General features: G+C 37.1%; 13 protein-coding genes. 5 read left to right on the forward strand and 8 right to left on the reverse strand.

The window, feature by feature from the left end; genetic code table 11:
* The first annotated feature begins 433 nt into the window (after nt 1-433).
* From PQG66_RS22875 to dptH, 4 genes are all read left to right on the forward strand, one after another.
* Nucleotides 434-1,462, forward strand: a complete 1,029-nt coding sequence (locus tag PQG66_RS22875) for a hypothetical protein (protein WP_272040139.1) — start codon at nt 434-436, stop codon at nt 1,460-1,462.
* Nucleotides 1,463-2,240: 778 nt separating this feature from the next.
* Nucleotides 2,241-4,022: a DNA phosphorothioation-dependent restriction protein DptF gene (dptF, locus tag PQG66_RS22880; protein ID WP_272040140.1), complete on the forward strand. Its 1,782-nt coding sequence runs from the start codon at nt 2,241-2,243 to the stop codon at nt 4,020-4,022.
* A gap of 4 nt (nt 4,023-4,026) precedes the next feature.
* Nucleotides 4,027-5,415 carry a DNA phosphorothioation-dependent restriction protein DptG gene (gene dptG / locus PQG66_RS22885; RefSeq protein ID WP_272040141.1) on the forward strand — a complete coding sequence of 463 codons (1,389 nt, stop codon included), beginning with the start codon at nt 4,027-4,029 and terminating at the stop codon, nt 5,413-5,415.
* Entirely contained in the window at nt 5,396-10,615 is a 5,220-nt protein-coding gene (dptH, locus tag PQG66_RS22890) for a DNA phosphorothioation-dependent restriction protein DptH (RefSeq protein ID WP_272040142.1), read from the forward strand. Before dptG ends, dptH begins: the two co-directional genes overlap by 20 nt.
* 230 nt (nt 10,616-10,845) lie before the next feature.
* On the opposite strand, the gene PQG66_RS22895 is transcribed toward dptH, so the two are convergent.
* From PQG66_RS22895 to PQG66_RS22920, 6 genes are all read right to left on the reverse strand, one after another.
* The gene (locus tag PQG66_RS22895; RefSeq protein ID WP_272040143.1) at nt 10,846-11,979 is read right to left on the reverse strand and encodes a cysteine desulfurase family protein; all 1,134 of its coding nucleotides are present in this window, start codon (nt 11,977-11,979) and stop codon (nt 10,846-10,848) included.
* 17 nt (nt 11,980-11,996) lie between these two features.
* Nucleotides 11,997-12,374: a DndE family protein gene (locus PQG66_RS22900; protein ID WP_272040144.1), complete on the reverse strand. Its 378-nt coding sequence runs from the start codon at nt 12,372-12,374 to the stop codon at nt 11,997-11,999.
* Nucleotides 12,371-14,377 (reverse strand): DNA sulfur modification protein DndD, encoded by a 2,007-nt coding sequence (dndD, locus tag PQG66_RS22905; RefSeq protein ID WP_272040145.1) that lies wholly within the window; start codon nt 14,375-14,377, stop codon nt 12,371-12,373. Before dndD ends, PQG66_RS22900 begins: the two co-directional genes overlap by 4 nt.
* Before the next feature lie 17 nt (nt 14,378-14,394).
* Nucleotides 14,395-15,897 (reverse strand): DNA phosphorothioation system sulfurtransferase DndC, encoded by a 1,503-nt coding sequence (dndC, locus tag PQG66_RS22910; RefSeq protein ID WP_272040146.1) that lies wholly within the window; start codon nt 15,895-15,897, stop codon nt 14,395-14,397.
* Nucleotides 15,890-16,984: a DNA sulfur modification protein DndB gene (gene dndB, locus PQG66_RS22915; RefSeq protein ID WP_334220801.1), complete on the reverse strand. Its 1,095-nt coding sequence runs from the start codon at nt 16,982-16,984 to the stop codon at nt 15,890-15,892. Before dndB ends, dndC begins: the two co-directional genes overlap by 8 nt.
* Nucleotides 16,985-17,175: 191 nt before the next feature.
* Nucleotides 17,176-17,523, reverse strand: a complete 348-nt coding sequence (locus PQG66_RS22920; protein ID WP_272040148.1) for a helix-turn-helix domain-containing protein — start codon at nt 17,521-17,523, stop codon at nt 17,176-17,178.
* Nucleotides 17,524-17,676: 153 nt separating this feature from the next.
* Between PQG66_RS22920 and PQG66_RS22925 the strand changes: the two genes are divergently transcribed.
* Complete coding sequence (locus tag PQG66_RS22925; protein ID WP_272040149.1) at nt 17,677-18,171, forward strand: hypothetical protein; 495 nt, start codon at nt 17,677-17,679, stop codon at nt 18,169-18,171.
* Between the two features lie 432 nt (nt 18,172-18,603).
* On the opposite strand, the gene PQG66_RS22930 is transcribed toward PQG66_RS22925, so the two are convergent.
* Nucleotides 18,604-19,452, reverse strand: a complete 849-nt coding sequence (locus PQG66_RS22930; protein ID WP_272040150.1) for a DUF4367 domain-containing protein — start codon at nt 19,450-19,452, stop codon at nt 18,604-18,606.
* Nucleotides 19,453-19,755: 303 nt separating this feature from the next.
* Entirely contained in the window at nt 19,756-20,352 is a 597-nt protein-coding gene (locus PQG66_RS22935) for an RNA polymerase sigma factor (RefSeq protein WP_272040151.1), read from the reverse strand.
* Nucleotides 20,353-20,457 lie beyond the last annotated feature (105 nt).

Below are 20,457 nucleotides of genomic sequence, written 5' to 3' on the forward strand. Positions count from 1 at the left end.
TATTGCCTTAATCAGATTAGAGGAAATAAACGCTGGTTTAAGTATTCGGAGCGTTATAAGCATGTTCAAAGCTATACTCGATGGAATGAGAGTACTCTTCTAATCCAACATCTGATAAGACTGCTAACAACGGAGGAAAAACATATTGAAGTGCACACCATACAGTGTATACCAAATCAACTAAACCCTTGTAATTCAAGTTGGAGGAACGAGTTATTCTGGGAATGGTACTGAAGAGAAAGCAAGAAGTAAGTAAGGGTTAGGCGAGGATTTGGTAGAAAAACAGGTATTACAGCTGCGGTGTTAGCTTCAGTGAGTTTGTTTGTTACCTTCGACGGCTTCCCTACGGTGAACGATCCTTCACTTCATAAACGCTGTTCTATTACTTCAAAATTCAGTAGTTTAATCATGATAAGAAAAGAGGATGAAATACATGACAAAGATGACAACCAAAATAATTCTGCCCATTCTAGGTGGGATGCTACTGTTCGGGGCGACTGCAGTCCCAAATGGGGGTGTGCTATATGCAGCTCCAAAGGAAGATAGCAGTACCACTAAGGCTATCGATGCTCAGCAAGAGGCTCTAGAAATCGCTAAAGCCAAAATTAAGGAAATTACCGGAAATGATTATGAGGTTGTTTTCGCTGGAAAAGACCAAAGCACTATGATGTTCAAAACCAAAAACAATAAGTCTGATAGTATTTTAGTATCCTCCAAGGGTGAGATTGCTCATTTATCTCTAACCTTCGGCTACAATGACCTGAAAGAGACAAAGCTCAAGGAGAAGCTGGACAAGGCATGGACTGAGCTGTTCCCGAATGAAGATGAACCGTTGCAAAATGTCACTGTTAATATGTTTACAGACTTTGCTACTGAGGTGAGGGCTTCAAATTCCAAGGGGATGATCGCTTTGGAGGACGGAAAGCTGTCGTATGGGGGTTGGTATGCTAAGGAGAAGGAGATATCACCTGATGCGCTCGAGGCAGCAGATCAAGTCTTGAAACGCATTGGGAAAGGGCTAACCAAAACCGGACGGGACTTAAAGGTCGTAGTAAAGAGACCGGGCGAGTCCTCGGTGTATGGTTTTGAATATACGACGAACAAGGGAAAGGTACGGATTGACATCGAAGAAAATTCACTCGTACCGGTAAGAGTTAGCATGGATGAGAACATTCTGTCAAATGGCAAGAAAGAAGATTATGAAACCGAGCAAAAGAAAATCAACAGCCTCGATATCAATAAATTGGGGAAAATAGCAAAACAAGAAGCCGAGACTATTATGAAGCTGGACCTGAGCGGGTACAACGTTGCGAAAAGTAAATATCGAAATGATGTACTTGTCTTTTCCAAGAAGGGAGCATCAGATGTACAGATTAGTTTCACCGGTAATGGCTCTTTCCACACGTTTTTCATCTCGAAATACAACAGCATTGTGCTACCTACAGACCCTGTAAAGCTGTGATACACATTTAAGTCAAGGAATCCCATGTTAATCACTGTGGTTTGAATTCGTTGTTATACTTCAATATATGTCTGGAAATAGCGACCTACTTCTAGATCAACTCTTTATATAGTGTTTCTTATCCATTGTGTAGTGGCACCCTTTTCGGATTCTCGAGGAGGGTGCTATATTTATGTTTGTTTTTCTTACCGAAAAACGAATGAAATTTCTCACGCGCTGGACGATAATAGAGTAGAGACCTAATTTACCAATACCCAGAAATATCTAGGAAGATCTTTACTACATATCCACAACGATCTTAACGTTCGCGAAGTACATTCATGAAACAAGGTATATATGAACAGCTTATCAACACCATCACCAGGCAGGAGATTTTTGCGCTTAAAGGGATGCTTAGGTGAAGAGATGCCTGCGAGGATGGTAGAGTGGCGAAAAAGTGTATCGTGTGATAGCGAAGGAGTTAAATCTGCTGCGAGGAATACTTTTTGTAATAATATTCGATAGTAATTAATTGATTTGGAAAGAATACCTATAAATCTTAATTTTGTACCTTAAGAACCATAAGTGTGGTATGTTTATCCTATGGCTAGTTACTTATTGTATGTTTACAATTCGCAAAATCGCAAATGGCTTTTAATTTTACTTTCTAAACTTCATGTATGCGGGACCAAAGCATGGTCTATTACACATTAATCAGCGTATGATGATAGACATGGTTCCTATGGGAGAACTGTGTCTTTTTTTGTTGAATTATAATAAGTGTTTTGGAGGATCGGTCATGTCTACAAATACTCATTTCATTGATGTTCTTAAACGTTGTAAACAATCCTCAAAAGAGGCTGTAGAAAATCTTGAAGGCTTCAGTGAGTTTAAAAAATATATGCACGTTCAGAGACCAGTTGAAGAGGAACTTGAAAAATTTATTAATGATGCTAATCAATCGACTCAGGCACAATTAATTTTGGTATGTGGAGGAGTCGGTGATGGAAAGTCACATATTCTATCTTACTTGAAGAACAAGTACGATTTTTTAGCTGATTCTGAGCGATTCTATTTACATAATGATGCAACAGAGAGCTTCTCTCCCCGAAAAACGTCAATTGAAACTTTGGCGGAAGTATTAAAACCTTTTTCGGATGACGAGATTGAGAAAAGTCAGAATATAAATATTGTACTTGCAATTAATCTTGGCGCTTTGAATAACTTTATTGATGCGGAGGAAGGAAAAAGGTTTACGAGACTTAAAGATTTCGTGCAAGCTAAGAAGATTATGGAATCTGTTATAACTGAAGAAGCTTCTATTGATGATCATATTTTCAAATATGTTAACTTTAGTGATTATCATATGTATGAGCTAACTGAAAATGGACCTCGCTCAAGTTATATTAAAGGAATTTTGCAGAGGATTACTCAAAGTACAGAACAAAATCCATTCTATAGGGCCTATCTTAGAGAAAAAGACGAATATCCTGAAGTGGCTTTTAAGAATCCGATTATTCAGAATTATGAGTTATTACAACAGGATGATATTCAAGACAAAATAATTGATTTATTAATTCAAGCGATGGTGAAAGAAAAGCTTATTATTTCGACTCGGGCTCTACTTGACTTTATTTACAATATTATTGTCCCTTCCTCAATGGATAATATAGATCACGAGAAGTTAATAGAATTAATTAAAAATCAGGATTTTCATTCGTATACTTCATGTCTATTACCTTTTCAACTATTTGACCGTGAGGATGCATCTACTATACATCAGGCGATAAATCATATTAATCCTACGCAGTATCGCACAGAGTTGCTTGACCAGCATCTAATTGATTTTAAATCTAGAAAAGACGGAGCATATTTGTTCAGTCAATATATTGATGTGAATAGAGCACCATACTTTGCGAAGTCTCTCGTTCCGCATTCTCCATGGAAAGATGAGGACAAAAAGAGTATTGCTTTCAAAAATGAGTTAGTTAAGCTATTTGTGTATTTGTACTACTTGATTCCTAAAGAACCTCACAATTCATTCGAGGATCAGGTCTATGATCAATACATGAATTATTTGTTCCATTGGAATAGGAAATCTTGGAGCAAACTATCCAAGCTTTACAGAGAAGACGTTCGTGATGCGATATTTAAATGGAATGGCGAGGGTCAAGATGGACTAATATATGTTCAAATTGGACAACCGCAGACTCACTATTATGCGTTACAAAAATTAGAGATTGAACCCGCACTTGAGCGTGTTGAACCAAAACAAGAGGAAATCTTATTGAAGTTTCTGCCGATGCTAACGATTGCTTTCAGACCCAAAGGAGGAGCACCCGTTGAAATTGATATAGACTTTTCACTATATTCACTGCTAATTCGAATCAAGAACGGATATCGACCGAATAAAAAAGACAAGTTCCAATTCATCAAGTTTGTTGAATTTATTGATCAATTGAGTAGTAGAGGCAACGACAAAAACGAGCTCATCTTCGAGAGCAAAAAGTTTGGTAAGTCTAAACGTTACAGATTGACATACGATGATTTATTTAACCAATATTCTTATACGGAGATGTGAAGATATGGAGTATAAGTTGAATCTAGAAGGAATCAGGGAAAAGTTTAAGTTTGATGCTGCGATTAGGCATAATCCTAAAATGTCCGTCGAAATTTTACCATATAATACAAAATTTAAAGATACGCAGTTCAACCTTAGAGAAGTTGTTGGTGAATTTTTGCGTCTTGTGGGACAAAAGAAAATGTCCTCGGAGGCTAACCCGGAAGAACTAATAGAAGCTGTTCTAAAGTCAATTGAATTTAAAGATGTGAGTCAGAAAAATGAATTTAAGCAAATGATAAAAACACTGTTTATTGATGAAAACAATCAACTCTTTTTATTTCATCCTCAAACACTCTATTACATCAATACAGTAGAGAATGAGAACAGAAAGTTAGCTGAGTTTCTGTACGTAGTTCTATGGAATGGGAAAAGTGCATGGGAGATTAGCAAAACGGAACTTCAAACAGATGATCTAATGAGTTCGTTAATATTTAGTGCTTTACCAGAACTTCAAGATGCAGAAGGACAAACAAAAAAATATGCTGTACTATTACCCGAAATTTCTGAATTGTTTTCTGCTGATTTTGAGTGGCTCTCTACTAAACAGGACTTATTCACTGAACAATTTGAAAAACTACTTTCATACTATTACTTTTTCTATATAACTCAAATGTCTCGTAGAAACGAAATTATGTTTGCTACAACTGAGAAGAGTATAGTGCCAATCTATTTTACTTTTGAAGAAGAAGAACGGTTATCAAAAACCAGGGTAAGTTATGAGTACGGTTGGAAAAACATTGAAAGATCAATTAATCGAATGTTTACTCACGTCAATTTTCTGAAAATGCTCAATCTCTCAAAAGAAGAAGTAGGGCAGTTGTATTCTTATCAAGAGATTGCTGGAATTCTTCGCACGGGTACTGATGAAGAAATCCATGGAATAGAGGAAGCTGTAGAAAAGGTAATTGAACAATATCGAGAAGGGTTATCCGATGTGAAGTGGAATCAAATGAACCTAAATCCTGAGCAATATGAGTTGCCTGTATTAAATAAATTATCCTTATTATTTCAGATGATTGACTATCAGTTCAATAACTCATTTAGATCAAAGCCATATAACGAGTATAAGATGTGGTTTATACATTTTTGCCAGAAAACATTCCTCAAATCTAGAGGGAGATCGGGAAAGATGTTGATACTAGATACAGATTATTTGTTGTTCCTCACAAAAGTTATCATTAAAAATGAACCTAAAATTAGGTTGAAAAAACTGTTTGAGGAATTTGAAACAAGAGGAATCATTTATGATCGAGATACACAGGTTGCAATCATTGAGTATTTTGAAAAATTGAATTTGTTAGAGAAAAAAAGTGATAGTGGGGATGCTATTTATGTCAAAGCATTTTTATAGTTATCTTGCTCATCTCGTAGATCGTTTTTTGAGCGGAGTCAACATTCAGGCAGGAGAAAAATATCATATTCAGTTTGAACGTGAAGAACAAATTGTGAATTTGGTAAATGAAATAAAGAGTTTAAATAGAGTTAGTCCGTTCTCGATGTTAACTGAGGATGGCTTTTATCAATCTCACACTTTAGATTACGGTGAAACTAAAGTGTTAATCGCGTCAAATATGGAGGAAATTACACCCGATTTTCTGACAACATTACGAAATAAAGTGGGCATACGTGAAGAGCCATTCGAAGATCTGGCTATGCTTTTAATTCATAATTCGAACTTAGATAGTTTGGTCCAAGGAATGACCTCGTTTGCAAAAGAAGGTATGCCTTTTCATATCACTTCTATTGAAAAAGATCTTCACCAAATGATGGAACAATCTAACTTATCATCAGAAGAGAAGCAGATTCTTAATTTTTCGATAGAGTCAATGAAAGCACAGCAAGGGCTTCACGAGAAGGTAACCTTATTTGATTATGAAAATATACTTACTGTACTAAACAATGAGAAACTACAGGTAAATGAATATAAAAATTTTGGGCTTTTTTATGATGCCGAACTTTTCAACACTCCTAGAACGCCTAAGGAAATCAAAGAGAGATTAAAAGAAAATCATTCTTTATATAGTGATGTTGAAATGGCTCATCAGTATGGTTCGGCTGAGATCAGTCTGGAGCGTCATTTTGATGATCAAGGAATCAAAGTATTGTCAGAGGCTGAAACATGGCAGGACGTTGATTTTGGTACAGTACGAAGATCGAATCAGAAGAAATTAGAAGGAAAAGGTTTGGAATATATAGAGGCTAGTAAAAAATTGACTTTGGAAGGGCTGGAGTACTGGGAGAGAGCTGATGGTGAGACCAAGAGTAAACAACGTAAAAGGAACATTATCATATTCAATCCTGACCAAAAAGAAGATATTACTTTAGAGTTTACATTTAATGATTTTATCAAAAATCAGTATATCAATGAAACTAAAATTAAACATTCTATACAAGTAGAGCAAGCAGGTAAAAAGATTCGTATTCACTTAAAACATGAAATCGGACAGACTACATTTTTCGGTGTGAAATATAAGACAGAGGTATCTCCGGCATATGAGTTTAGAATTACGGTTGTTGAGACAGAACCTAAGCTTCTTCAAACAATTCAAACATCTTATGCAATCACTTTGTCTAAATCTAAAGGTTCTTATCTTTTAATTAATTCAGATGAAGAATATTGGTACTTCAATAAAGGTGCGGCAGAAATAATTAATGTTAACCTTACAGAATCCCAAAACACCTTTGACATCAATGAACATCAAGAGCTAGTTGTTTCTAGAAATGATGAAAATAATAGCGATGAAGAAATGATTTATTTTAATATTCAACTACCTCATACATCAATTCCATTTGCTGTACAAGATTTAATTGAGCGCCCTGTTCCAATCGGTGGTTTCAGTGTATGGAAGTTGAAACGCGAAAAGCAGGAACATTTCACATTTCGAATTGAGAATGACAAGATGAAAATTGTTCAGGGTACAAGGGAAACTTATGCTCAAGGGGAGTTTAAACGTAATTTAGAAAGAGAGCGTAAGCTTGTAGAAACCAACCACTTGCATTTTTATGAAGATAACTTAGGCGAGATTGTTCCACAGACTATTTCAGTTTCTGAACCTTTAAAAGAGGCGTATTTTGATCTTCTTCGATATTTCAGAACTAATAATTTGCTTCCTAGTTTAGCTTATTTTGATGAGGATTATACTGCGTTAGCTACTAACTATATTGAAGCATATATTCAGGAGCTTGAGCAATTACAAAATGGTCAGTCACTTAACCAGACTCAAAGGGATCTTGTTTTGCTAGGAACGATTCAGAAACACCATGTGAACCCGGAATGGTTGTTCACACCGTTGCATCCTCTCCATTTGGCTTACCAACTACAGTTAAATCATTTGGTTGGGGATGAGCAGATAAGTGATGAACTGATGCATTCCATGAGACCTACTAATTTATTACCTTATGTGAACTTTAATTCCAAACTGTATAAAGCGATTGAGATGATGGATTCGTATGAGTGGACTTCTTACATGGATCAAAGTTTGCCTAGGTTCGAAACGTCGAAGATTTTCGTGAATAAATTGGTGCAAGAAAAAATCGAAGAATTTACTGGCCATTTTGGATATCTTTTTGAATTAGATCGTCGAGCTCCGCTTAAAATTAATACGATTAATATGGGAGACTGTCAGGAAATTCTTCAAGGTCTTCTTGAATACTACAAAAGACAACTGAAAGATAACATGGAAAAGGCTAATCTTCTACCCATTGAAATTCATATTTATGCTGAAAAAGGGATCAATAATGTATTCGAGGAGATGTCACAATATTCAGATGCTGAAGAAATTGCCAAACATTTCAATCTGAAGCTGGAGTTGGATGGATACCACCCAGAAGAATTGTTAAATGTATTCAGAGAAAAGGTGAGATTCTACTCTAAAAGTGTAGAGACAACTAGTTATGAATACAGTCATATTACCTTCTATCAGATGAATAAAATCGAGCAGATTGCTACAAGTAATGCATCTGAAATTATTACGGGAGTATCTTTATTTGGACTAGTGTCAGGTATTCCGTCCGTTTTCATCAACGAGGATTATAAAACTGGATTTGGAACTAGATATTATCCAAAACAAGAAGCACCACTCTTGAGAATGGTACCCAAATTGAATTCCTTACTCAGAGTAGCTCGAACCCTGGATAATTACCAAGAGGATATTAATATTGTTACAGCGATCTCAGCAGATCACAAACAACAGTTGGATCAGGTGTACGACTCTGCTCATTGGGTTACCTTTATTGAGCCTAAAGTGGATCTAAGTTTCTTCAAGAATAGTGATGCTCAAAAAGATTTGCTTGTTATTCACTACAGTGATCAATACACATCTTCCAGTGGTTTTGATGCAATTACTGTAACCAGACGTTCTCAACAATATCAGCGTTTAATTAAAGAATTTCTGGGCCATCAGAGAATTTATGTTGACGATCATGTGCTCCCTCCAATTATAAATTTCTTTAATGCTATCAACGGTAATTGGTTACTTCGCCTGTTGGCACAGAAAAACTATTTTCCAAAAGAGAAGATTAGTATTCTTTCTGCCGTAAAATTATCTCTTGCTGCTTATGCACATAGTGAAATTATATGGATACCAATCTCTATGGAGGAGATTCTTAGAATTTCTGGTGGAACTGGCCTTAGACAATCAGAAGGTTTATTTTCCGCAAGAAAACTAGGTAAATTTGGTTCTTACAGTGATGACTTGTTAATGATCGGAATTGAACCGAATGATGAAGAGCTATTTATTCATTTTTACCCAGTTGAGGTCAAAATAGGTCATAACGGTGCCAAAGTGCAAGATAAAGCTATAGAACAAGTAAAAGAAACGAAACAGCTCTTAATGGAATTCTTGATAGATGACGAAAATAATTTTCAAGCGGTACTTTATCGTAATTTCTTCATGCAATTGGCAATTGCAAGTGCAGAGAAAATGAAGCTCTATTCGGTATGGCCTGAACAAGCGTGGAGCCAAATAACGGACCATGATGTTCGAGAGCGTCTGCTTAATGATAAATATACCATTGTGGATACGTTGGATCAGTACATCGGTCAAGGTGCCGTGATTTCATTTAAGAAAGATGTCGTGTTTACGGATATTAGAATGAACGATAATGTTATGATCTTTGATTACCCTGAACAGAGTGGATATGAATTCATACTCAAAAGTGTTGAAGAAATGAAGGAGTATATACAGAGTAATCAAGGAGATTTGTCACCTGAGCAATTACTAAGTAATTTATATGATCCTTCTAAACGTATTGAGCAGAATCATGGAAGTGCGACATTGCTTGTTGCTGAACATAATGAGAGTTATGAAGTAGGAATGGATGAAGTAGCAGCTACCACAAATATAGCTGATGATAAGCATGTTGAATCGGGATGTGCTCAAGTTCATCACAGTTCTGTAGATTTTCAGGGCCCGATGAAACCACTCGAAGTTTTGTTTGGACATAATGCAACTTCGAATGAAGAAGTAAAATGGTTCCCTACTTCGACGGATAAGATTATGCATACCAATACAGGAATTATTGGAACGATGGGAACAGGAAAGACTCAATTCACGAAATCATTGATTACGCAGTTAAGTCGTAATAGCCATGATAACGTGAATCAAACTCCTATTGGTATTTTAATTTTTGACTATAAAGGTGATTATATCAAGCCTGATTTCACCGAAAAAACAAATGCGAAAGTATATAATCTATACCATTTACCGTTTAATCCGTTGTCGTTGTACATGGCAGAACCCATTAAACCATTATTGCCGCTTCATACAAGCAATTCACTAACGGATACAATTGTAAGGTCTTTCAACCTTGGACAAGTTCAAGCAATTACGTTGAAGGATTTAATGATGGAGGCCTACGCTAATAAAGGCATTATAAAAGGGGACCCAACGACGTGGAATTTACCAGCCCCAACGATGAGTGATATATATGAACTTTATGCTGGCAAAGAAAACTCTAAAATTGATTCCTTGTATGCGGCACTGAAAGAGCTATATGAAACCGAAGTGTTTGAAACGGATTCTTCCAAAACCATCTCGTTGTTCGACATGATTGATGGGATTACGGTAATTAATTTGTCTGGATATAGCGAGAGTATTCAAAATCTTGTGGTGTCCATTACGCTTGATGTTTTCTACAATCAAATGCAAATGTTTGGACACAGTGCAATTGATGGAGCATATCGTGAAATTACACGTATGATTTTAGTTGATGAAGCGGATAATTTCCTCAGCAAAGATTTCACTTCAATTAAGAAGATCCTGAAAGAAGGAAGAGAGTATGGTGTAGGAACGATTTTATCTACACAGTTCTTGAGCCATTTCTCAACTTCGGATAATGACTATGCGAACTACATTTTGACTTGGATTGTGCATAACGTATCTGAAATGTCCGCTAAAGAAATTCGAATGGTATTCAGTACGCAGAGTAAGTCAGAAGAAGATAACATAATGAGTAGAATTAAAACCCTACAGAAACATTATAGTATCGTGAAGGCTGGATCAGGACAGCCAATTTGGATTCGGGATAAGGCGTTCTGGGAGTTAGAGTAAAACATCAAAATCTGTTCCTAAGGCTTGCTCATAGCCATGTTAAGTATTTGTACTTATTCAACTGTGCTTGGAATTTGAAGCAAATGCTTGCTGAGAAAAGTAATATCTTGCTTGGTACTGCTAGGAAAAATATGAGCAACGGAAGAAGTGTTTCAGAAGCGATAATAAATTTATAGTATAAAGCAAACAAAGTCAGGCATATGCCTGACTTTGTTTGCTTTTACATCATATTAATTTATTTCCCTAAATATATCTAATTCAGCCTCGCTTACATTAGAACTCAACGTGATTCTAATCGTCTGTCTTACCTCTTCTAGTGTTTTACCAGCGGCATTCAACACATGACTTGGCTTACTTGAACTGCAAGCTGAACCGGAAGAGAGCGCTATGAATCTGGATAATTTTTTCAGCAACAATTCATTGTTTACACCGATGAATTGAAGACTAATTAATCCTGGTATTTTATCTTGTTCGTCACTATTAAAAGTAATCTTGTCTCCTAGATTACTTTTAAGTATATTGACTAGATAATTCTCTAGTTGAGTTAGACGTTGAACGTTTTCCTCTAGCTTCTGTGATGCTAGCTCAGCAGCTTTGCCCAATCCAACAATATTGTGTACAGCCAGAGTTCCACTTCGATAGTTGTTTTCCTGTCCTCCTCCGTGAAGGAGGGGCGTTAGGCGAGTGAAAATTTCTTTTGATTGTTTGCGTATAATGGCGGCTCCGATACCTTTGGGGCCGCCCATTTTGTGTCCTGACATGGAAAGGAAATGAATTCCTTTATGTTTCCGCAAATCGACAGGTACTTTTCCGATAACCTGGGTTGCGTCAGTATGGAAGAATAACCCGTTGTTTGCGTAAAATACGGAAAGTTCATCAATGGGATTCAGTGAGCCAATCTCATTATTTCCCCACATAAACGAAGTGAGAAGAGGCTGGATCTGAGTAACTGTTTCGGTGACATCCTGAATATTTACTCTTGCAAAAGAATCGACATCAAGGAACTTTACGTTGAAACCACGATCACCCAAAAACTGAACTGTTTCGAGAACAGACGGGTGTTCGGCAGCAGAAGTTAGCAAATATTTGGAGGAGTTTTCTTTATGACCGTAGTAATCAGCTACTCCTTTAATAATCATATTGTTGCTTTCAGTAGCTCCACTTGTAAATACAACCTCGTCTGGATCGCATCCTAATAATTGAGCAACTTGTTCACGGGCTGTAGCTACAGCTTTTTTAGCGTTCTCTGCCAAAGAATAAAACTTACTGGATGGATTACCGTATTCCTCTTGAAGATAGGGAAGCATTGCTTCCAAAACCTCAGGATGAATTTTTGTTGTGGCGCTATTATCCAGATACAACATAGGGATCACTACTTTCGTTAGATTAACAAATTACGAATGAATTTTTCGTAATTTCCCGCGCTTTTATACTCTGAAGCCAAGGCGCGTATGCCTCGTTCCAGGTGAGCGTTAAAATAAGAAGGAAAGAATTCTTCATCTGTTAATTCTTTACCAGCGGCTTGGGTAACCATTGCACGAAAGGCGTAGTCATATTCTCCTGTAACTGTGCTCCGATTTAATACAAGACCGTCTGTAAAATCCTTTGTAATAGGTTCAATTGGATTACTTGAATCATTATTTCTCAGAGATAGCGCAACTGCATACCGGATCAAAATGTTGGGAGTGATACCGGTTGAAGCATGAAGTTGCGTAAGAGTCTCTTTTGTATATTTAGATGTTTTTAATGTAAAGTTCATTGTTCCTGTTCCGCCTCTCTAACGATATCGAAGTAGCGATTCTTTACAATAACTGCGCTCTCGAGAGGGGCATTGTATTCTAACGTATAACAGCGAGCCGTAATTTCTTCTATTACATGAAACTGTTCTGATGTGATTTCAGAGTCCGTTGTAAACATAAGGACTTGTTCTCCACAACGTGGAATAAAATGTTGAATGAGTGATTTTTTATGATCTTGGTCTAGTCTTCCCATGAGAGTGTCGAACACAAATGGTAGTTTCCATCCCGATACTCTAAACATAGCTAGTATGACCGTTAACATCAGCATTTCTTTCTCACCAGCTGATAGGCGCTCTTTTGAGATTTCTTGATTTATTCGGTTATAAAGCTTTAATTCGAAAGTAGTATGGTCAATATGAATTCGTTTGAGAAAATCTTTCTTACGGAAGAGCACGTCGATCATACGTACGGCTTCATTTGCAACGTCATCAAGCTTTTTACGCCATTGTCGTTCTCTGAAACGTTGACTGACTTTAAGTAATTTCTCAGTCATTTCATATGATTTTTCAGATTTGTGATATTCTCTGATCTTTTCTTCTACTTTTTCTTTTAGAAGAGTTTTAGCCTGCAAACTTTCAGACATGATTTCAATTTCAGAATTGATTTGTTCCATTATCATGTTGTTTTGTTCAACTTGTTTTGTTTTTAGCTCGATGTGTTCCAGAAGTTCTTTGAATTCGCTGGCCTGATCATTTATTTCTAACTGATTCCTTAATTCTTGAGATTCCTTTAACAATATAGCATTTTCATCAAAGCGGTTAACGTAATCAGTTACGTTAAGTGCTTGGATTTGCTTATTTAAATTATGAATCTCGCTACGCTGTTCAAACGATGCACGATGAATTAGTTCAATTTGATCGGGTTTAATTAAATCTAATACACCTTTAAATATAGATGACACTTCAAGTTCATTAATCTCTTTGTTCGGTCCAAGTACATTAGTAAGGAGGGAAGCTAATTTTTTTTCTTCTAGCGAGTTTGCGATATAATCGTATGACTCATATTGTTTCTCGGCATTCAACTGATGATCCACTTGCCTGAGTTGTTTCCTTGATATGAAAAAAGGGAGAAGAGATAAAATGAAATTCCTTACATGCTCTGAATTAGATTTGCGTCTATTTTCAATCGTATTTATTGTTGAAACAATTTCTTGTCTTTTTTCTTGAAGTAATCCACCGTGAATTTCGAAATCCTTCTTATCTTGTTTTATAGCATCATTAAGATTGTTAATTTCTTCTTCATGCAGAACTGAAAGCTGTTGATGTTCGTCAATTTTTACTTTCAGTTCATCAATTTCCAATTCAAGTTTTTCATATAGAGCAACTTCTTCCGCTGCACTGGCATTTTGCTGAGCATATTGAATTCGATATGTGTTTAGATCTTTTTCCAAATTTACGAATAGGTCCAGATTAAAAAGAATTTTACCTGACTCTTTCAAATATTCAGGAATTTTTTCTTCAGATACAATACGTGAGATATCCTCACCATCAAAGAGACATAGTTCAAATAATTTTGGAGGCATTTCTTCACGTAAACGACTCTGAAAATCGGAAGTTTGTTGAGTAGATAAGAACTGATTGTCACGTTTAACTGAAAAGCTTTCGCGAACACGATCACCCTTTATACGCCAACTTCTTACTAATGAATATTCGTGTAATTCGAAATCTTCAGTAGAACTGTAGTCTAGAGTAATTTGGAATCCGTCAGTTACATTTTCATTAATTGCTTTGCGATTCAGTAGCGTTCTAATTTTACGATAATAGGGTTCGTTTTCCGTAGCAAAGCCATATGCCATGGAGCCAAATAAAACGATGCGTAACGATTCTAGTATTGTTGTTTTTCCCGCACCATTTTTACCACCGAGTAGTATTACATTACGGTTAGCTGTGGTGCGAAAATCAAATTTATTGAGGTCCCCGTGGTAAGCACCTATGTTTCGGAGAGTCAGTTTTTGAATGTGCATTGGTTATTAATCCACCTTTATAAATGTAAGAAGTCTTGTCTAAGTGTTTTGTCAAATGCCTGGAATAATCCTCTTCTTACTTTGACTCCTGAATATTCTTTCTCTACAGAGATTAGTTCTTTAAGAAGATTAAGGTTAACCCCTTCTTCTTGACAAAGAGATTCTAGATCGGTGACCTGATCTTCTTTGAAAATAGGACGATCATTTTGATGCCAATCATAAATTACACCTGTTTCTTCTTCCACGATAAGAGGCAGTCGATCTTCCCACTGTAGGTCGTCATGCCAATATTTGCGAATTGCCTTAAGTTCTTCAAATGTGATCAGTTCAACATTAGGATCATGTATTTGGCGAATTTCTTCTTGAGTTTGTAACAGTTTTCTTAGAATTTCTTCACGAGCTTTTATTGTGAAAGGACCAACGCCAAAACGCTTAGGAGGAGCATCTGGATTCTCATCGTCAACGATCAAAATATCCAATTCCTCAACAGAAGCCAAGTCAATTTTATTTTCTTCAATATATTGCTTCATTTCAGATTTGTAGATTCTCGGATGATTCAAATCATTAGGGTCTATACCGCCTAAATTAGTTGTCAAATAGACTTCACCATTCATACGATGTTTTTGTCTTTTCGTACGATCTTCCCGAATTTGAACAAGGAAACTTCTGAAATCATATAATGGACGTAGCCAATCCACACCGTTATTAATAAATCCGCTCAGCGCTTTATCTTCACTAACAACCGTACATGTCCAACAACCAAAACGGCTATTCCCACAAGATCCCGCACTTTCTTTTACTTCCTTGTCTACTACGAGTGGACATTCACTGCTTGAATCTTGATAAAGTTGAAGCAACTCATTATTATCGTCGCCCCATGGTGATTCATATTGCAACAAAAATTCCCAAACGTCATCGAGAGAAAATGAGCGGATCGGAGCAAAGACAAACGCATTACGAAGTGTAGAGTGACGCATTAAATTGGAACCTTCTATGGTATGGGATTGCATAACCCCTGCTCTTGTAGAGCTTTCGGAGTCTCGAACTCCTAATAACATCACAACTTCGCCAAACTGATCAACTTTATCTAGAATGAAACGGTTTGCTGGCTCAATTTTCAGACGATCCGTACACCATCTGAATTTTTGGCGAGGAGTAGGATAACCTTTACCAATGATGGAGGCCCAAAACGTTTGCTCAACCTTTGGACGAACCTTTTGTGTTTCAATAGGTAAACCCATAACGAGGGCTTGATCTTGTATACGCCCAAGAGTTCGCGTAATTTTATCTATAATTAAAGGAGTTTCTACTTGGGTATCTGATGAAATGACGTATACTTTTTTCTTCAAAAGAGAAGGCTCTAGCTCGGATAACGCTTGAAAGACTAACTGTACAACTGCCGTAGAGTCTTTTCCTCCACTGAAACCTACGACCCATGGTCTTTCATCCGCTAAATAGACTTCTTTGACTAGTTCTTTGGCTTCGGCGAACTTGTTTCCAGTATCAAATATATTAAACATCAGTAGATGTACCTTCTTTTATTTTATTTTCAATCTTCTGCTCAACTTCTGTTAAGGGAAGCCCTAGTTTAAATTTTATGAGATTAGCAGTTAATTGAATGGTTTCATTTGTCTTGTTAATGCGCCCCGTTTGCCCATAAGCGCGACCTAACCAATCCTCTTTATTATCGCGACTCCAGTCAATCTCAGACAGTTTTTTTACATAGATTTCCCATTCATCTGCATGATATCGATAAAGATAGTGGCCTACTATACCAATTGCTTCGAGGAATACACCATGAGCTACAACGGAACCAATTCGAAGATCTCTTGGCGAGGTCCGCTTATTGAGTACATCTTGCCATTCCGTTATAGAAACAGAAAGAAGGGCCCAATACTCAGACACAAATTTTTTCTCAGGTTCTGAGATCATCTGACCTTTGCGCTTGCCTAATAGTCTACAGATTGTATTGAAGATATGATTCAAAGCAAACAATTTAGGAGAGTTTTTGGACAGAGATACTTTTTCACGATCCGTATATCGTTCTAATAAAGGAATTTCATTTATTAAACTTTTGGTGATTAAAGATAATTGATCACGATGATCATATAGAATTCCAATTGAAGATGTGGTGTTCACTGCATGACGATTCAAATCCGAAAACATTTGCTGAGAGCGCAAAAGTCCAAGGTCATGAAAGAAAACTACTGATATCGTTTCGTCACCAAGTTCAGGAGAAATTTTAAGGGCTTCTTCAATTGCTGCACGTCTGTGTTGGCCATCATTAATCAGAAACTGTGAATCTAAAGATATATTCAAATAACCAAGGTCCCTTAATTCTTCCGATTGTGGATGAAAAATCAATTCACCGTTGACCGATGCAGTTAATGAAGAAAAAATATAATCCTTGGGATTCTCAAGAATATAATTCGTGATATCGGGAATTCTTGATTTATTCATCAATCGTTGTGCACGGTGGTCGGCAGGAATTTCTTCCTCGTCAAAAAGGAATATTCTAGGTATTAATTTTAGTGGACACATTACTGTATAAAATTCTCTTCCTGCTTGAATTCCGCGAATTGCAGGAAAACTATAATTAAAGTTCATAAACATCCCCCTATTTTACGTACGTAATATCGTAGAATGTATATTGATTTTATCGTAAGACGAACAAATGTTCAATGCTAAATTACATAATAAAGTAAAGAAAGTACGTAATTACGTGAATAAGAGATGAATAAATAATGAAAAAACGAGGTGACATCCCGGTTGTTTAGAACGGTATGTTCCTCGTTATTCTAGTTTTTATCATAAGTTTCGAAGATCTCAGTAATGATATTAAGCGCCATTAGAATATGTTTAGGTTCATGGGTTCTTAAAAGAGAAATGATCTTTGTAATATTTATATCATCGTCCGATAGCTCTTCGCGCTCCTTTACGTATGTAAACAATTCATATACACCAACATCTAAAGCAGCAGCAATTTTTTCGAGATTTTTCAATGATATATTGCGTTCTGCTCGTTCAATGAAACCAATGTAACTGGGATTAAAACCCGCGTTCTCAGCTAAGGCCTCTTGAGATAGATTTTTAGATTTTCTTAAGTCTCTTATTCTTGCCCCTACTAATTCTAAAAGTTCTGACATATGAACACCTCTCTTAATTAGAAGTGTAGAGAAAGACTCATTGCAAATTAACCAATAGATAATAAGTAATTTGTAATTAAAACTACTATGTAGTAATATTTTGTTTATATCTTGCCCGAAAGTTAAAAAAACATACAGAGTGTTGAGGGGAGTATGGATTCTAAACTATATATTGAGGAGTTGATTAACTTGAATCATGCTTACTCCTTCAAGAATCGGCAGAATGATGAATTTGTAAATGATAAATTATTTTATGGGAACAAAGATGTATTCGAATATCATCAGCTTGCTCAGTATCACATCAAACTTGCTGTGATCATGCGTGATCATAATCAGTTCATGGCTTGTCTGATTCTCTGTGAATGGGCTTTAACCTCCATGATTAAGGCATTATATATCAATAAGTATCAATCAGTTCACCCGCCCAAGGAACTCACCATGAATGAAATCCTGCCTCTGGTCCATACAGACACCACAGCGGGATTGGATATGGCGTTATTCATCGGCACGATGCAACATCTATCATCTATAGAAGATTGCTCACATGATCAGTCATTGGTGTGGAACAACATCGAAAAGATTCTTCAACGAACGGTGGAAGTTGTAAACGAGTTATCTGCAAGATTGATGAATAATTCACCAGAGTAGATTTGATCTCTTTAAATAACTATTTTATATAAATCTAGATTAAGCGATCATGAACAAGGAGAACGCATGCTTATTGTCGGCTCATCGAACTTTCCATTCATGGCGCTCAGGACGGGGGATGACACGGTTCGAAGATGGCGTGTTTTCACTGAATGTGGAAGTGTAGAATTCAGAGGAACGAGCAGTGTTACATAACTGGACACGGGATATATGTCTGTACCGGTTTCATACGTATTTCGAACGAGCGGAACCAAATTGAGTAAGTGAGACTATATAAACGCTGAAACCAGATCACACATCTTGCGAGAGGAATGTATATCGCTTCTTAAAATGGAACTAACCTAAACACCAAACCAACCAATAAAAGCTTATCTAGCTTCGTCTTGGCGAAACAGATAAGCTTTTTTGGCTTATACCTTTTATCCAGGAATACTACTTCTTCACAGCAGGAATCATCGTTTTAACAATGCGCATTAACTCTTCATTGGATACGTTACCCTGAGCAGCTCTCAGAACGTAGTGATAGGCAAATTTGGTTTTTGGATCTTCATAGACCCATATAAATTCAGATGTCCCACCACCTAAAGTCCGCTGGATGACATCCTGCCCGTTAATGTTGATCTTCCGACTGGTGGCCTTTATGTTTTCATCATATGAAGCAGTGACTGTGCCCGTGTCTTGACTATTCAGAATGTCCAGAGATATTTTATTTTTGCCATTAGTATAAGTCAGTGTGGTGAGCCAGAACTCGTCTGTAAAAGGAACCGGCATTAAGGCATAGTCTTTACCTGAAGCCTGAGCCTCCAGAAGGAGCTTGTTAGCAATGTCTGCTTTTTCCGTCTCGGAGAGTTTGTACAGATCCATTCCGTGCTCCATGTGCACGCTTGCCTTTTGGAACGTAAATTTTTCTTTTCCTTTGCCGGGAATCTGTTTAGCTAAAGTTTTACCAGGAATTTTAACCATCTTTTGCAGGGTGGAAAAGTCTTTAACAATATGTGAATTAGCCTTGAGATAGAGCTCCTGATTCGGATTGTTAGGCACGATGTAGATGATTGCCGCTTCTCCTGGCTTAATCTCATTCACCCAGATGTGATTCATGAGACTAATTCTTTTATCGTCATCTTCAGTCCGATTTGAATTAGTAACATGAGTCATGGGCCGCTCCTGAAAAAGTACATCTCCATTGTCGTTGGTAAGTGATTGATATTTCACGGCAGCAAATCCAGTTGATGCGGTTAACAATAAACCTAATGTGAGTAGTAGACTAACTTTGTATTTCATAAACCATCTCTCCTTCGTATGGGGGTTCTCTTCAAGATTAATCTGGCTCATAATCCGATGTTGCAAGGTCGTGTCTATGGGTTCGACTCTCTGAAATTTCGATTTTAGCGATTGCCTGGTCTCCTGTTCATCCAATGGTTTTTCCCTCCTGACTCAGCGTACGATACAATGCGATTCCTTCCTCCCTACGTATGGGTATAACGGAACTTGAAGTTGATTTGTGACACCAATAGAATAAAATGTTCTTCTTGGGGGTAACAGCGTCACGAACACTAAGCGCGTAGTGGTATGTATAATAGTGGTTCAACTTTTTGAAAAGGTAGTATCAGGTCGTGTTTGGGATCGCTTTGACTCTTTCGGTTTTACTTCTTGGCTAACATAGTTCTTTCTGAATTTAGTGGCAGCTCGTTGGAACTTTTTGCGCAGATAGGCGGCATTCTGATTAAGAATGAGACTGATATCGTTGTAACTTTTGTCCTCAACACAGCGTAAAATCAACAAGCTTCGTTCTTCTGCGGAGAGTGCAGCGAGAGCGTGTAACACGGCCGGGTTGTAATATTTGTGGTCAATCGCTTGATCCACGTGATTGTTATCCCGTTCATTTTTGTACAAAAAAGGTAGCAGCTTCGTGACCCTACGCTTGCGAATCACATCAATGGATTGATTATAGGCGATACGATACAGCCACGCTTCAAAAGGCGCGTCAGGTTGATACGTATGCAGTCCGCGATATGCTTTCAGAAACACCTCCTGACTGCAATCTTCTGCTTCGCCATAATCACCTAGCATGTGGTAACAGTAGTTGAAAATAAATTTTTCGCAACGGACGACGATCAAGGCATACTTCTCTTTATTGCCTTGCAACACATCCGTGATAATCTGTTGGATTGGTTCTTCCAAGTGATTCCCCTCCTAACATATAGTATGACGAAGGAGAGACCTGAAATGTGACACGTCTGAGAAAGTAAAATAAAAAGAGGGGAGAAAGGGAGTGGAGATGGGGGG

The organism is Paenibacillus sp. JJ-100 (genome assembly GCF_948329825.1).
Classification (GTDB): domain Bacteria; phylum Bacillota; class Bacilli; order Paenibacillales; family Paenibacillaceae; genus Paenibacillus.